This window comes from Lentzea sp. DG1S-22, assembly GCF_036321065.1.
GTDB classification, from domain to species: Bacteria; Actinomycetota; Actinomycetes; order Mycobacteriales; family Pseudonocardiaceae; genus Lentzea; species Lentzea jiangxiensis.
The window spans coordinates 1,838,826-1,853,293 of record NZ_CP143276.1 but is presented as its reverse complement, the minus strand read 5'-3'; the positions used below and the strand labels follow the sequence as shown (position 1 = coordinate 1,853,293).

At 71.0% G+C, this 14,468-nt stretch carries 12 protein-coding genes; 11 read left to right on the top strand and 1 reads right to left on the bottom strand.

The genetic code is table 11. The features are described from left to right. The first annotated feature begins 24 nt into the window (after window positions 1–24). The 11 genes from V1227_RS08215 (at window position 25) to V1227_RS08165 (ending at window position 11,799) form a co-directional block, all read left to right on the top strand. Window positions 25–1,167, top strand: a complete 1,143-nt coding sequence (locus V1227_RS08215) for a serine hydrolase domain-containing protein (RefSeq protein ID WP_329791913.1) — start codon at window positions 25–27, stop codon at window positions 1,165–1,167. After that, window positions 1,164–2,021 (top strand): SDR family NAD(P)-dependent oxidoreductase, encoded by an 858-nt coding sequence (locus tag V1227_RS08210; RefSeq protein ID WP_329791912.1) that lies wholly within the window; start codon window positions 1,164–1,166, stop codon window positions 2,019–2,021. Before V1227_RS08215 ends, V1227_RS08210 begins: the two co-directional genes overlap by 4 nt. Before the next feature lie 11 nt (window positions 2,022–2,032). Then, on the top strand, window positions 2,033–2,977 hold the full coding sequence (locus tag V1227_RS08205) for an alpha/beta hydrolase (protein WP_329791911.1): 945 nt from the start codon (window positions 2,033–2,035) through the stop codon (window positions 2,975–2,977). A 22-nt stretch (window positions 2,978–2,999) separates the two neighbouring features. Beyond that, window positions 3,000–3,920: an SMP-30/gluconolactonase/LRE family protein gene (locus tag V1227_RS08200; protein ID WP_329791910.1), complete on the top strand. Its 921-nt coding sequence runs from the start codon at window positions 3,000–3,002 to the stop codon at window positions 3,918–3,920. A gap of 26 nt (window positions 3,921–3,946) precedes the next feature. Then, window positions 3,947–4,846, top strand: coding sequence for an SDR family NAD(P)-dependent oxidoreductase (locus V1227_RS08195; RefSeq protein WP_329791909.1), 900 nt, complete (start codon window positions 3,947–3,949; stop codon window positions 4,844–4,846). A gap of 112 nt (window positions 4,847–4,958) precedes the next feature. After that, window positions 4,959–6,086 carry a cytochrome P450 gene (locus V1227_RS08190; RefSeq protein WP_329791908.1) on the top strand — a complete coding sequence of 376 codons (1,128 nt, stop codon included), beginning with the start codon at window positions 4,959–4,961 and terminating at the stop codon, window positions 6,084–6,086. Beyond that, window positions 6,083–6,424: a 2Fe-2S iron-sulfur cluster-binding protein gene (locus V1227_RS08185; protein WP_329791907.1), complete on the top strand. Its 342-nt coding sequence runs from the start codon at window positions 6,083–6,085 to the stop codon at window positions 6,422–6,424. Before V1227_RS08190 ends, V1227_RS08185 begins: the two co-directional genes overlap by 4 nt. Next, a complete protein-coding gene (locus tag V1227_RS08180) occupies window positions 6,421–7,653 on the top strand; it encodes an NAD(P)/FAD-dependent oxidoreductase (protein WP_329791906.1) in 1,233 nt (410 codons plus the stop codon). The genes V1227_RS08185 and V1227_RS08180 overlap by 4 nt, the downstream gene beginning before the upstream one ends. Then, on the top strand, window positions 7,650–8,786 hold the full coding sequence (locus V1227_RS08175; RefSeq protein ID WP_329791905.1) for a sensor histidine kinase: 1,137 nt from the start codon (window positions 7,650–7,652) through the stop codon (window positions 8,784–8,786). Before V1227_RS08180 ends, V1227_RS08175 begins: the two co-directional genes overlap by 4 nt. Beyond that, on the top strand, window positions 8,776–9,441 hold the full coding sequence (locus V1227_RS08170) for a response regulator transcription factor (RefSeq protein WP_329791904.1): 666 nt from the start codon (window positions 8,776–8,778) through the stop codon (window positions 9,439–9,441). Before V1227_RS08175 ends, V1227_RS08170 begins: the two co-directional genes overlap by 11 nt. A gap of 162 nt (window positions 9,442–9,603) precedes the next feature. After that, window positions 9,604–11,799: an MMPL family transporter gene (locus V1227_RS08165; RefSeq protein ID WP_329791903.1), complete on the top strand. Its 2,196-nt coding sequence runs from the start codon at window positions 9,604–9,606 to the stop codon at window positions 11,797–11,799. Window positions 11,800–11,847: 48 nt separating this feature from the next. On the opposite strand, the gene V1227_RS08160 is transcribed toward V1227_RS08165, so the two are convergent. Beyond that, window positions 11,848–14,466: a glycoside hydrolase family 3 N-terminal domain-containing protein gene (locus V1227_RS08160; protein ID WP_329791902.1), complete on the bottom strand. Its 2,619-nt coding sequence runs from the start codon at window positions 14,464–14,466 to the stop codon at window positions 11,848–11,850. Window positions 14,467–14,468 lie beyond the last annotated feature (2 nt).

Here is a 14,468-nt window from a genome sequence, read left to right as displayed (position 1 = left end):
CCGGCCGCCGCTCGAGGAGATCCGATGCCCGTCCCGCACGACCCGCGCATTCGCAAAGCGCTCGACCGAGCCCTGGAACTGGGGGAGACCGGCATCGCCGTCGCCGCCTACCACCGGGGCGAACTGGTCGTCGACGCCGTTGCGGGGCTCGCCGACGCTGAAAACGGCACACCGGCCGACGACCGCACGCTGTTCCCGGTGTTCTCCGTGACCAAGGGAGTCACCGCGCTCGCCGCCCACCTCCAGGCCGAGCGCGGGCTGCTCGACCTCGAGGCCCCGGTCGCGACCTACTGGCCGGAGTTCGGTGTGAACGGCAAGCACACCATCACTGTCGAGCAGGCGCTGTCGCACCGGGCGGGCATTCCGCAGATGCCCGCGGGCGTCACGCCGGAGCTGATGGCCGACTGGGACTGGATGACCGAGCGGATCGCCGCGTTCACCCCGGTGTTCCCGCCCGGCAAGGCCAACGCGTACCACGTGCTGGTGTGGGGCTGGGTCATCGGTGAAGTCGTGCGCCGGACCGATCCGTCCCGACGACCGTTCGACGCCTTTGTACGCGAGGAGATCTGTGCGCCTCTTGGCGTCACCGACTTCCACCTCGGCGTGCCGGACGACGACCTGCCACGCGTGGCCACTTTGTACGGTGGCAACGAGTTCTCCATCGTCGACGAGCACGGGATCAGCCCGCGTGCCGTTTTCCCCGGCTCGGACGCGCACAACCTGCGGGTCGTGCAACAGGCCGTCGATCCCGGCGCGGGCGCCATCGCCACGGCGTCGTCGGTGGCCCGCATCTTCGCGCTGCTCGCCGAAGGCGGCGAGCTGGACGGCGTGCGGCTGCTGTCCCGCGACCGCGTCGCCTCCCTCACCCGTCCCCGTGAAGGCGCGCACGACCCGGACCAGGTGCTGCCCATCCCGGTGTGGTTCGGTGCCGCCGGCTACTGGCTCGGCGGCGAGCACGGCGCGTCGGACCCGCTGGTGGGCGATCACCGCGAGATCGTCTACAGCCCCGGTGCCGGTGGTTCGCTGGCCTGGGCCGACCTGCGCGACCGGATCGCCGTGGCGATCTGCCACAACAACATGGACGCCTCGGCGGTTCTTGAGCCGGAGCGGACGTTCGCCCCGATCGTCCGTGCGATTCGCGAGATCGTCGCGGAGAGCACGCGATGACCGGCGCGAAGGACCTCTTCGGCGGCGGGGTCGCGGTGATCACCGGTGCCGGCGCGGGCATCGGTGCCGGGCTGGCCCGCTACGCTGCTTCAGAACTGGGCATGACCGTGGTCCTGGCCGACGTCGACGCGGCAGCCGTGGCGGCGTTGCGGGCGGAACTGGAGGAAGGCGGCGCCCGTGCGGTGGACGTGGTCTGCGACGTGCGCGATCCGCAGGCCGTCGAACGCCTGGCCGAGCGCACGGTGACCGAGCTCGGGCCGGTCCGGCTGCTGGTGAACAACGCGGGCGTGGAGCAGTTCGGCTACCTGTGGGACACCCCGGTCGCCAACTGGGAGCGGCTGGTCTCGATCAACGTCAACGGCGTCTTCCACGGCGTCCGTGCCTTCCTGCCCCGCATGCTCGCCGAGCCCGGCCGGTCGTGGGTGTGGAACCTGTCCTCGGTCGGCGGCGTGACGGCCGCGCCGTTGCAGGCGGCGTACATCATGAGCAAGCACGCCGTGCTCGCGATCACCGAGTGCCTGCACCAAGAGGTGGAACTGGCCGGGCACGCCGGCCACGTTCACGTGCAGGCGGTGCTGCCCGGCGCGGTCGCCTCGAACATCTTCGAGTCCGCGGGCGGGGTCGAGGACGGCGACACCGCAGCGGCCGAAGGGCAGCGAGCGGCCATGCTCGGGATCAAGGCGCAGGCGATGGACCCGCTCGAGGCCGCTCGCATCTTCTTCGACCAGGCGGCCGCGGGCGAGTTCTACCTGACCTCGCAGTCGTTCGTGCACGACGCCATGGCCGCCCGTGCCGACACCCTGGCCCACCGCCGCGCACCGGTCCTGCCGGTGGGCGAGTTCGCCGTCGAGTGAGGGAGTCAGCCGTGCCCGCATTCCCGTTGGACCCGGACGCCGCCGCGATCGCCGCTGCCGTGATCGATGCCCCGACCCTGCGTGAGCGGGGCATCGAGGCCGTGCGCACGGCGTTGGAGGCGGCATCCCACCCGCCTGCCCTGCCGGTGATGGCGGCTACCGAGGATCACGTAGTTCCCCGGCCAGAAGGGGATATCGCGCTGCGCGTACACCGCCCCACCACGGATGACCGCGCACCCGTGCTCGTGTACTTCCACGGCGGTGGCATGTGCATGGGCTCCAACCACTCGTTCGAGCCGCTGGCCCGCCATCTCGCGCACCACAGTGGAGCGGTGGTGGTGGCAGTGGAGTACCGCCTCGCACCGGAGGCGCCGCCGCCCGCGCAGTTCGACGACGCCTGGGCCGCCACCACGTGGGTCGCCGAGCACGCCGAGCAGTTGCGTGTCGACCCGCAACGGCTGGCCGTCGTCGGTGACAGCGCCGGCGGCACCCTGGCCGCGGCGGTCGCGCTGGCCGCCCGCGACCGCGGCGGACCGGCCCTCGCCTGCCAGGTCCTGATCTACCCCGGAGTGGACCGCGACCTGGCCGCGGCCTCGATCACCCGCTACGCCGGCGCTCCGATCCTCGGCCGGGATGACGTGCTCTACCTCAACGAACTGGCCGACGCCGGCCAGGGTGTGCCAGACGGCCCGTACCGGATCCCCGCCTACGCAGCCGACCTGTCCGGCCTGCCTCCGGCGATCGTGGTCACCGCGGAGTGCGACCCGATCCGCGACTGGGGCGAGCGCTACGCCGAGCGTCTGCGCGACGCACGGGTGCAGACGACCGTCACCCGCTATCCCGGCTTGTTCCACGGCTTCGCGCTCCAGTCCGACTACCTGGCACGCGGCCGGCTCGCGGTCGCCGAAACCGGCGCGCTGCTGCGAGCCAAGTTCGCCCACCCGCTCCCGTTCTGACCGAACTGATCTTGGAGAACCCGTGACCGAAGCCGATCTTCTCGCCACTGCGCGCGAGATCGCCCCGCGTGAGCTGTCGCGCGGCTACACCTGGGCCGAGTGCCCGCGCTGGCACGAAGGTGCGTTGTGGTTCAGCGACATGTACGCCCATCGGCTCGTCCGCCTCGACGCCGCCGGTGAGCCGGAGACCGTCCTCGACCTGTCCGGCCGCACCTCGGTCAACGGCAGCGAGGTCATCCCCGGCGGTTTCGGCTGGCTCCCGGACGGCCGGCTGATCGTCACCTCGATGCACGAGCGGCTGGTCCTGGTGTACGACGGCGAGAACGTCACCGTGCACGCCGATCTCCGTGACCTGGTCACCGGACCGATCAACGACATGGTCGTCGACGCCGACGGCCGTGCCTACGTCACCCAGCTGGGCTTCGAGCTGTTCGCGGGGGAGCAACCGCGCGACTCGGCACTGCTCGTGGTCGAACCGGACGGGTCCGCCCGAGCGTTGACCGAGCTGGGTGGTTTCGCCGGCGCCAACGGCATCGCCGTGAGCTCCGACGGCACGCGTGTGGTGACCGCCGAGGCCTTCGCCAACCGCATCACCGTGCTCGACCGCGACACCGACGGGAGCTTGAGCGGCCGCCGCGTGTTCGCCACCACCTCCACGCTTCCCGACGGCATCTGCCTGGACGACGAGGGTGGTGTGTGGGCCGGCATGCCGATGGTTCCCGCTGTCGCCCGCGTCGTCGAGGGCGGAACCGTGACCGACGTGGTGCGTTTCGACCCGCAGCAGGCGTTGCCTCCGGCGTGCGTGCTGGGCGGCGAGGACCGGCGCACCTTGTTCGTCTGCGCGGGCCTGGACGTCATGGACTGGGAGGAGTCCCGCCGCCTGCGCCGCGGGTCGATCTGGGCCGCTGACGTCTCGGCCGGCGGCGGCGCCAACCGTCCCTGATCGCGCCCGGACAGAGGAGAACAGCCTTGGAAACCCTTTCCTTCAACGACCGCACGGTGATCGTGACCGGAGCCGGACGCGGCATCGGGCGTGCCCACGCACTGCTGCTCGCGTCCCGTGGCGCGTCTGTCGTCGTCGCCGACCTCGGCGCGAAGGTCGACGGTGCCGGTGTGGACGGAGACGACCCGGCAGGCGATGTGGTGGCCGAGATCAAGGCCGCCGGTGGCAGAGCTACCGCCTGCCGTGCCGACATCTCCACCGAGAGCGGCGCCGCCGAGGTGGTCAACGCCGCGATTCGTGAGTTCGGCCGGCTCGACGCCGTGATCAACAACGCCGGCATCGTGCGCACGGCCCGCTTCGACGAGGTCGGCACGCAGGAGTACCAGCGGTATCTCGACGTGCACTTCTTCGGTTCGCTGAACATCTGCAAGGCGGCCTGGCCGCACCTGATCGCCTCCGGCAGCGGCCGGGTGGTCAACACCGTCTCCGCCGCCATGCTGGGCAACTCGCTGATGACCCACTACGGCAGCTCCAAAGGCGCGGTGTTCGCCCTCACCCGCAACCTCGCCCTCGAAGGATCCGAGCACGGCATCCTCGTCAACGCCATCGCACCCGGCGCCGGCACCCGCATGGCGGAGAACTCAGCGGAGTCGCTGGCACCCGAGGTGATGGAGTACCTGCGCACCCAGCTGCTGCCCGAGCACGTCGCCCCGCTGGCCGCCTACCTCGTGCACCCCTCGTGCACGGTCACCGGCGAGCTGTTCAACGCCGCCGGTGGCACGGTGAACCGCGCCGTCGTGGTCACCACCACCGGCATCCACGACCCGGCCCTGACGCCTGAGACGGTCGCCGCCCGGTTCGACGAGGTCATGGCCCTCACTCCCGACGCGCGCCCCGAACTGGTCGCCGTCCCGCACACCGCCTGAACAACACCGGAGAACCACGATGACCACCACTCCCGGCACCGAGTACCCCTTCGGGCCCGTCACCCCGTCCGAGGGAGTCGCGCACATCGGCCGCCTGGTTGCGGACCGACCGATGACGAAGATGACCATGCCGCACGGCGGTGACGTGTGGCTGGTGCACCGCAACGCCGCCGCCCGCAAGATCCTCAGCGACCGCCGCTTCGTGCGCGAACCGTTCCGCACCGGCGAGCGCGCAGTGCCGTTCTTCGTGCCGTTCCCGGACTTCCTGCGCGGCACCCTCCAGTTCGAGGACCCGCCCCAGCACACCAAGCTGCGCAAGCTGGTGCAGAAAGCGATCTCGCCCAAGCGGGTCCGCGAGATGCGGTACTCGGCGGTGGCGTTCGCCAACGAGCTGATCGACGGCATGATCGCTCGCGGCGGTGTGCGCGACCTGGTGACCGAGTACTCGCTGGCGCTGCCCATCGAGATGCTCAGCTCCCTGCTCGGTGTGCCCTCGTCAGACCGGGAGAAGTTCGAGCGGTGGAGTTCCTCGACGCTCGCCGTGGCGGGCAAGACCGAGGCCGAGGTGGCGGCGGACATGGCCGAACTGGCCGGCTACATGTCCGATCTGATCGCCCAGCGCCGCGCCGAACCGCGAGACGACCTGCTCAGCTCGTTGGCGCACGCCCGCGACCGCGACGAGACGCTGACCGACGCCGAGATCCTGCCGATCGCGTTCATCCTGATCGTGGGCGGCTTCGACAACACCGCGACTTTCCTCTCCACCGGCGTGCTCTCCCTGCTGCGCTCCGACGACCAGCGCGCCGTGTTCCTCACCGATCCGGACGGCCTCGCTCCGACCACCGCCGAGGAGGTGCTGCGCCACGGCGGGTTCGTGATCGCCCCGATGGTGGGTGGTGGAGGCGGGCTGGTGCCGTTCGTCGCCACCGAGGACGTCGAGATCGACGGCCAGGTCATCGCCGTTGGAGAAGCGGTCAGCATCGACATGGTCACTGCCGGGCACGACCCCGCCGCCGTCGCCGATCCCGGCCGGTTCGACATCACCAGGACCGACAACGCCCACCTGACGCTGAGCCACGGCCTGCACCACTGCCTCGGAGCACCGCTGGCGCGGATGGAGCTGCAGGTCGGCCTGGCGGAGCTGTTCATGCGGATCCCGGACCTGAAGCTGGCGGGTGAACCGGTGTTCGACCGCACGGTCCTGACCCAGCCCATGACCAGCCTGCCGGTCACCTGGTGACGAAGGAGAACACAGCCGTGCCCAAGGTCTTCTACACCCAGCCCGACGGCACCGAGCGCGTCGTCGAGGCCGAGGCCGGCGACTCCGTCATGCAGGCAGCGGTCCGCAACGGCGTTCCCGGCATCCTCGCCCAGTGCGGCGGATCGTTGTCCTGCGCGACCTGCCACGTCTTCCTCGACGAGCGCCACGCCGACGACTTCCCGCCCGTCAGCGAGGACGAGGACGACATGCTCGACGTCGCGGCCACCGACCGCGAGGACAATTCCCGGCTGTCCTGCCAGCTCGTCCTCACCGAAGGCCAGGAAGTCCACGTCACCATTCCGGAGACCCAGCTGTGAGCACGGGGCACCTGCTCGTCATCGGCGCGGGCCAGGCGGGCGCCCAGCTGGTGAGCAGCGCCCGCGAACTGGGCTGGGCCGGTCCCATCACGTTGGTCGGGCACGAGCCGCACGCCCCGTACGGCCGCCCGCCACTGTCCAAGGCATACCTGCGCGGCGAGATCGGCGCAGGGGCTTTGGCCTTGCGCAGCAACGCTTTCTACGCCCAGCAACGCATTGATCTCGTCGTGGGCGAACGCGTCGCGCAGGTGGACCTCGCTGGCAGGGAAGCGGTCACCGAGTCGGGACGGCGGTGGACGTTCGACCGGCTGGCGCTGGCCACCGGCGCGGAACCGCGGCGCCTGGAACTGGAGGGGTTCGAGCTCGAGGGCGTTGTGGTCCTGCGGGACGTCACCGACGCCGAGGCCCTGACCCACCGCCTCACCGACGTCGCCGACCTGGTCGTGATCGGCGGCGGCTTCATCGGGCTGGAGGTGGCCGCCTCCGCGGCCGCCTCCGGCGTGCGGGCCACCGTGGTGGAGGCCGGCGCGTCGCTGATGAACCGCGTCGTCAGCCCGGACACCGCGGCCGTGGTCGAAGCGGCGCACCGAGCCGCCGGGGTCCGGATCCTCACCGGCGCCCGTCCTCTGCGTCTTCGCGGCGACCGCGCGGTCCGTTCCGTCGAACTGGACGACGGCACCGAACTGCCGGCCGGTCTCGTGCTGGTCGGTGTCGGCGCTCACCCGCGTGACGACCTGGCGCGAGCCGCCGGACTGCACTGCGACGGCGGTGTGGTCGTCGACGAGCTGTCCCTCGCCTCGGACGGCCGCACCGTGGCGGTGGGGGACTGCGCCAACCTGCCCGATCCGACCCCCGGTGCGCAGCCCGGCAGGCGGCTGCGGCTGGAGAGCGTCGACAACGCGACCGAACAGGCCAAGGCAGCCGCGAGCACCCTGACCGGAAACCCGCGGCCCTACCGGAGCGTGCCGTGGTTCTGGTCCGACCAAGGGACGTTGAAGCTCCAGATCGCCGGACTTGCAGGCCCTGACGACGACGTCGTGGTCCGCGAAGGCACGCGCGCCGGGCAGCACGTCGCGCTGCGCTACCGGGGCGAGCAGCTCGTGGCAGCGGAATGCGTCAACGCCCCGGCGGATTTCCTGGTCGTGCGCAAGGCATTGGCGACGAACAAGACGCTGCGGCGCGACGTGGCCGCGGACACCGGTGTGCCGCTGAAGAAGCTCCTGAGGTGAGCCGCTTCGGACGGGTCGACACCCTGGTCACCGTGGTCGCCGTCCTGGTCACCGGGCTCACGCTGGTGCAGGCGGTCGCGTCGGGCGGCCCGTGGCTCCCGGCCGCCTGCACCGTTGCGGGCTGTGCGGCGGTGCTGCTGCGGCACCGGCACCCGCTGGCGGTGGTGGCGGTGACGACGGCCGGTGTCCTGGTGGTCGGTCAGGCCGATCCGTCGTGGGTGTCGTTGGGTGCCATGAGCCAGCTCGCCCTGCTGCACCTGGTGTCGACCGTCCGGAGGAGGGTGTGGGTGGTCGCTGCTGTCGCCACCGCGCTGGCGTTCTGCCTCCCGTTGGTGTTGCGCGGGCCCGGATCCGGGGTCGAGGCGAACGTGGCGGCGATGATCGCTTGGACGACGGGGGCGGTGGCGGTCGGCCACGCTGTTCGCACCCGCCGCGACTACGTGCTTGCCGTGCAGGACAGGGCACGACGGGCGGAGCAGATGCGGGAAGCGGTCGCGCGCCGCCGCGTCGTGGAGGAGCGGTTGCGCATCGCCCGAGAGCTGCACGATGTAGTAGGTCACCACGTCGCCGTCATCAACGTCCACGCTGGACTGGCCCGCCGCATTCTGCGCACCGACCCCGACCGCTCGGAGCACGCCTTGGTGGAAACCGAGACAGCCGCCCGCGCCGTGCTGCGGGAGATGGCCGGCATCCTGCGGGTGCTGAGGGAGGACGGCGACGACACCGACACCGCCGCCCCTGGACTCGACAGCGTCATCGACCTGGTGGAGGCCGTCCGCCGAGGCGGCGTGGAGGTCGAGGCACTACTCGACCACGGGGACGTACCGGACCTGGTGTCGGTGACCGGCTACCGCGTGGTGCAGGAGGCGCTGACCAACGCGGCTCGCCACGGACGCGGGCGGGCCACGCTCACCGTGCGCGGCACGCCGGAGGCCGTGGTGGTCGAGGTCGTCAACCCGGTCGCCGACGCCACCACCTGCCAGGGCGGCGGCTACGGCCTGGTCGGGATGAGGGAACGTGTGGCCGCTGTCAGCGGACGTCTGGAGGTGGGACGGGACGGTGACGTGTTCCGCGTCCGTGCGACTCTGCCCCTCGATGCCGCGAGCGCGGAGGTGACGTGCGGTGACCGGTGACGTGCGTGTCCTCGTGGTGGACGACCAAGCCTTGATCCGGGCCGGGTTGCGCGGGGTGCTGGAGTCCGAACCTGGCATCACCGTCGTCGACGAGGCCGCCGACGGGGACGCTGCTGTGCGCCGGGTCCGGCAGGGCGGGGTCGACGTCGTCCTCATGGACCTGCGGATGCCGCGCGTGGACGGGGTGGAGGCCACCCGCAGGCTGACCGCCGACCCCGGCGCGTCGCGTGGCGTCGCCGTGCTGGTGCTGACCACGTTCGAGACCGATGAGCACGTGCTGTCCGCTGTTGCGGCCGGGGCACGCGGCTACCTCGGCAAGGACTCCGCCCCGGAGTCGCTGATCGACGCCGTGCGGGTGGTGGCCAGGGGCGAGACGTTCCTGTCCGCGCGCGCCATGACAACTCTCGCTTCCCGCACCACGATCGCGCCGCCCGAGCCGCCGCGGTCCTCTCTGGACGTGCTGACCGACCGCGAAAGGGAGGTCGTGTTGCTCGTTGCCCGCGGCCTGACCAACGAGCAGATCGCCGCCCGCTTGGTCATCTCGCCGCTCACCGCCAAGACACACGTCAACCGCGCCATGACCAAGCTCGGCGCGCGTGACAGGGCAGCACTGGTCGTCACCGTGCACACCTCGGGACGGCTCGACGTCCCCTGAGGCGTACCGCAGACGCAGTACGCGCCGCAGGCGTACCGCATGCGCGGCAGCCGGGATGCCATGCGCGGACGACGACGCGTTGGCACGTTCTCGGAAGGCTGGTGTCACACGTGAGGGCGGTTGTGGGCGGCCTCACCAGGACACCGCAGGAGAGATCACCGCATGGCACGACTGCTGTACCGGTTGGGCGTGGCGAGCGCCCGCCGGCCCCTGCTCGTCATCACCGCGTGGCTGCTGCTGCTTGCGGGCCTGGCCGCCGCCGCGATCGGTGGTATGCGTTTCGCCGACGGCGGGTTCGAGATCGGCGACACCGAGTCGAGTACCGCGCTCGAAGTGGTCGGACGTGAGTTCCCGTCCCCGTCCACGCCTGGTATCGGCAGCCTGCAACTCGTGCTGTTCACCAAGGACGGCAAGCCGATCAGCGGGGCGCCGCGGGGCGTTGTGGCCGACGTGCTCGCGCGCGCCGCGACCACCGAGCACGTCGCCTCGGCCTCCAACCCGTTCGACCCGGCCCGCCCGTCGGTCTCCCCGGACGGCACCACCGCGATCTCCACCTTGTCACTGCGCGACATCACGGAGGACAACCGCGACGCGGTGCATGACGTCGTAGTCGAGCTGGCCCAGCAGGCTCGTGACCGCGGCCTGGGCGCGGAGGTGGGCGGATCGCTCGGCGACCCCGTGCCCGAGGTGTTCGGGCCCACCGAGGTCGTCGGCGCGGTGCTGGCCTTCGCCGTGCTGCTGCTGACCTACGGCTCGCTGGCCGCTGCCGGGGCCAACATGCTCGGCGCACTGGTCGGTGTCGGGGTGGGCGTGCTCGGGCTGCTGGCGTTCTCCGCCCTCTCACCCATCGGCACCATGACCCCGACCCTGGCCGTGATGCTCGGTTTGGCGGTGGGCATCGACTACTGCCTGTTCGTCCTGGCCCGCTTCCGCGCCGAGTTGCGTGAGGGACGACCACTGGAGGAGGCGATCGGCCGTGCCACCGGCACGGCCGGGTCCGCGGTCGTGTTCGCCGGCGGCACTGTCGTCATCGCGCTGGCGGGGCTGGCGGTGATCGGCATCGGGTTCATCACCGAAATGGGCCTGGCCGCCGCGGCCGGGGTCACCGTCGCTGTGCTGATGTCGCTGACGCTGGTGCCCGCCCTGCTCAAACTGATGGGGCGCAAGGCTCTCCCGCGCCGCGAACGCGCGAGCGACACCTCCGTCGGCGCTGACCGGATCGGTTTCCTGGACCGCTGGATCAGGCTGGTCGTCCGCCGGCCGGTCGCGGTGCTCGTGTGCGCGGTGGCGGGTCTGCTCGTGCTGGCCGCGCCGGTGCTCTCGCTGACCACGTCACTGACCACCCCCGGCGGCGAGGACCCCGGCAGCACCCGGCGCGCCGCGTACGAGCAGGTTGCCAAGGCCTTCGGTGCGGGCGACCAGGGACCGCTGGTGGTGCTCGCGGAGGGCGACCGCGTGCAGGACCGCCTGGGTGAGGTGACCACCGCGCTGACCGGTCTCGACGGCGTCGCTTCCGTCGTTCCCGCTGGTGTCAACGCCTCTGGTGACACCGCCCTGCTCCAGGTCGTCCCCACCACCGGCCCGGTCGACGAGCGCACCGAACAGCTCGTGCACGACATCCGGGATCGCGCCGGCGACGTGCCAGGCGTGCGTCTGCTGGTCACCGGCCAGACCGCGGTCGGCATCGACACCGACGAACGGTTGTCCGCGGCCCTGGGGACCTACCTGATCGTCATCGTCGGTCTGTCCCTGCTGCTGTTGGTCGTCGTCTTCCGTTCGCTGCTCGTGCCGCTGATCGCCACGGCCGGGTTCCTGCTGTCCCTGGGCGCGGGTGTCGGCGTCACCGTCGCCGTGTTCCAGTGGGGATGGCTGGACCCGGTCTTCACCGCACCGCAGGGCAACCCGATGCTGAGCCTGCTGCCCGTGCTCATCGTCGGCATCCTGTTCGGCCTGTCGATGGACTACCAGGTGTTCCTGGTTTCCCGCATGCACGAGGCGCACGTGCGCGGCTTGGACCCGGTCGAGGCGGTCATGGACGGCTTCGGGCGCACCGCCGTGGTGGTCGTGTCCGCTGCGACGATCATGACGGCGGTGTTCGCCGGGTTCGCGCTGAGCCCGTCGTCGTTGATCGGCTCCATCGGTCTCGCGCTGACCGCGGGCGTCGTCGCCGACGCGTTCGTGGTGCGCATGGTCGTGGTGCCGGCGCTGCTGACCCTGCTCGGTCGCAGCGCGTGGTGGTTGCCCCGGTGGCTGGACCGAGTCCTGCCACACCTCGACGCAGAGGGCCGGGCACTGGACGAGCCGTCACCTGTCCAACGCGGCGAGGAGCTCCGCCCGTTGGCTGAGCAACAAGTGTGAACTTGGGAAGGCTCCGTACGTCGTTTCCCGACGTACGGAGCCTTCTGGCTATTCAGCCGACATTTGCTCGTGCGCCTGGGCGGCGAGCCGATCGACGGTCTCCGGAGTGATCCGGCCGCCGCTGTACATCGCCATCTCCTTGAGGGACATGCCGAACGCCGGCGCGAGGGTCTCCTCGTCCGCTCCCTGGAGCAGGCCGCGCAGCAGATCGCCACCAACAGGGTGCTCGAGCCACTCCAGGACCGTGTTGTCGCCGGAGAGCGGCGTGGCGACCAAGGGTGCGGCGGTGCGCGTAACAGGCTCGGCCACGGGGTCGACCGGGATCGTCGACACCGAGCTGGTGAGAGCACGGTCCGGGCCCGCGTGGTGAACGTCGCCGGTGAGCGTGACCGACGTGCGCAGGCGGATCTGCGCGGACGATCCACCGATGAAGAACTTGACCTTCCCCGGCTCGACGAGCCAGCCCTCGTCGCTGTCCCACAGCGCGAACATGCTCGCGGGCACCGTCGCCGTGATCCGCACAGCGGCGCCGGCCTCCAGCGACACCCTCCGGAACGCGACCAGCTTGCGCCGCGGTCGCGCGGTCCGTGCGATCACGTCCTGCCCGTACACCTGGACAACTTCGTCACCGGCACGATCTCCGGTGTTGACCACCGTGAACGACAGCTCGACCGCGCCGTCGGTCGGCACCTCCGGCCGGCTGATCTCCACGTCGCGGTAGGCGAAGGTCGTGTAGCTCAGGCCGTGTCCGAACGGGAACGTGGCGCCTGCGCGTCCCTCGACGTACGCGGGCGTCTGCGCCGCTCGCCAGTAGGGCAGGGGAGCGCTTCCGCCGAAGTCCAGGAACGAGACGGGGAGCCGCCCTGCGGGGTTCACGTCACCGAAGAGCACCGCGGCGGTGGCGCTGCCGGCTTCCTCGCCGCCGAACCAGCTCGTCACGATGGCGGGAACGGAGTCGGCCATCCACTTCAGCGAGTAGGGCCGGCCGTGGCTGAGCACGACGACGGTCGGCGTGCCGGTGGCCAGCACCGCCTCGACCAGTTCTCGCTGCACGCCGGGCAGTTCGCAGGTGAAGCTGTCCAGACCCTCACCGACGGTGCCGAAAGCGTTGATGCCCGCCTGGTCCCCGACGACGAGCACGGCGACGTCCGCGGATCTCGCCGCTTCGACGGCCGCGGGAATGCCCGAGCGGTCCTCGTCCTGCACCGGGCATCCCGGCTCGTACAGCACCGTCGCACCACCGGCCCTGGCACGGATCCCCTCGAGGAACGTGACCACGGGTACGGAGTCCACCATCAAACGGGCCTGGTCCGCCCCGGTTCTTCCGCCGAACTCGACGGCCTCGTCCGCGCGAGCCGTCGGGTCCGCGGCGAGTGCGAACCGCTTCGCCACGCTCTCGAGCACCGGATAGCTGTAGTTGCCCAGCTGCCCCATCAGACGGTCGGCGTTCGGGCCGATGACCGCGATCGTTCCGGTGTCCGGGCCGAGAGGAAGAAGAGGAACGCCGTCGACCGGCTCGTTGCGGAGCAGCACAATCGACTGCTCGGCGATCTCGCGAGCCAGGGCACGTGTCCCCGAGGGGTCGAGCGTCTCCGGCACCCCGTCCAGGTCGACGTACGGCCGCTCGAACAGGCCCAGCTCGAACTTCGTCCGCAGGACCGTGCCCACCGCCAGGTCCAGGTCGGCCGTCGTGAGGAGTCCGGACTCGACCGCCTCGACCAGGTGACCCGTCGTCAGCCGGGGCACGAGGTCCAGGTGCACCCCGGCACGCACGGCCTGGGCGCACGCGTCCGCCTCGCTGTCCGCGGTGCCGTGCTTGGTGTGGAGCTGGCCGACGGCGCCGAGGTCGGAGATGACCAGCCCGTCGAAACCCAGCTCATCACGGAGCAGATCGGTGAGATACGCGCGCGAACCAGTCACCGGAACGCCGTCGATGTCGATGTACGCGGGCATGATGCCACGCGCCCCGCCGTCGCGGATCACCATCTCGAACGGCACCGAGTGGACCTCGCGCAGCTCGCGCGGGCCGATCGAGGCCGAGTCGGTGTTGCGGCCACCGGCGCTGGCGCTGTAGCCGAGGAAGTGCTTCACCGTCGCGATGAGCGGCGCCTCGGGGTCGGCCTCCTGCAGGCCGCGGACGAACGCGGTGGCGATCGACCCGACGAGGTACGGCTCTTCGCCGTACGTCTCCTCCACCCGGCCCCAGCGCGGGTCCCTGGCCGTGTCGGCGAGCGGCGCCAGTGCCTGACGGGTACCGGTGCGCGCCATCTGGGACCCGATCGCGGCACCCATCCGCCCGATCAGCTCCGGATCCCACGTGGCGGCCTGGGCGATCGCGTCGGGGAACATCGTCGCGCCCTGGATCTTCAACCCGACCAGAGCTTCCTCGGCGACGAGCACGGGAATGCCCAGCCTCGTGTCCTCGACGTGCTTGCGCTGCAGTTCGTTGATCGCGGCGGCGATCTCGCGCGGTGACGACTCGATGCACGCCAACGCCGCAAGAACGGCGCCCCACCCGGTGGACGGCGGGTTGTGGACGTCGATCGCGGGTGCGGTGGGTGCGGTGAGCTGCGCGGCCTTCTCCTCCAGGGTCATGCGGCTGAGCAGGTCCGCGACCCGGTCGGAGACAGGAAGCGACGCATCGCGGTAGGGCTGTTCGGGAGGCAAAA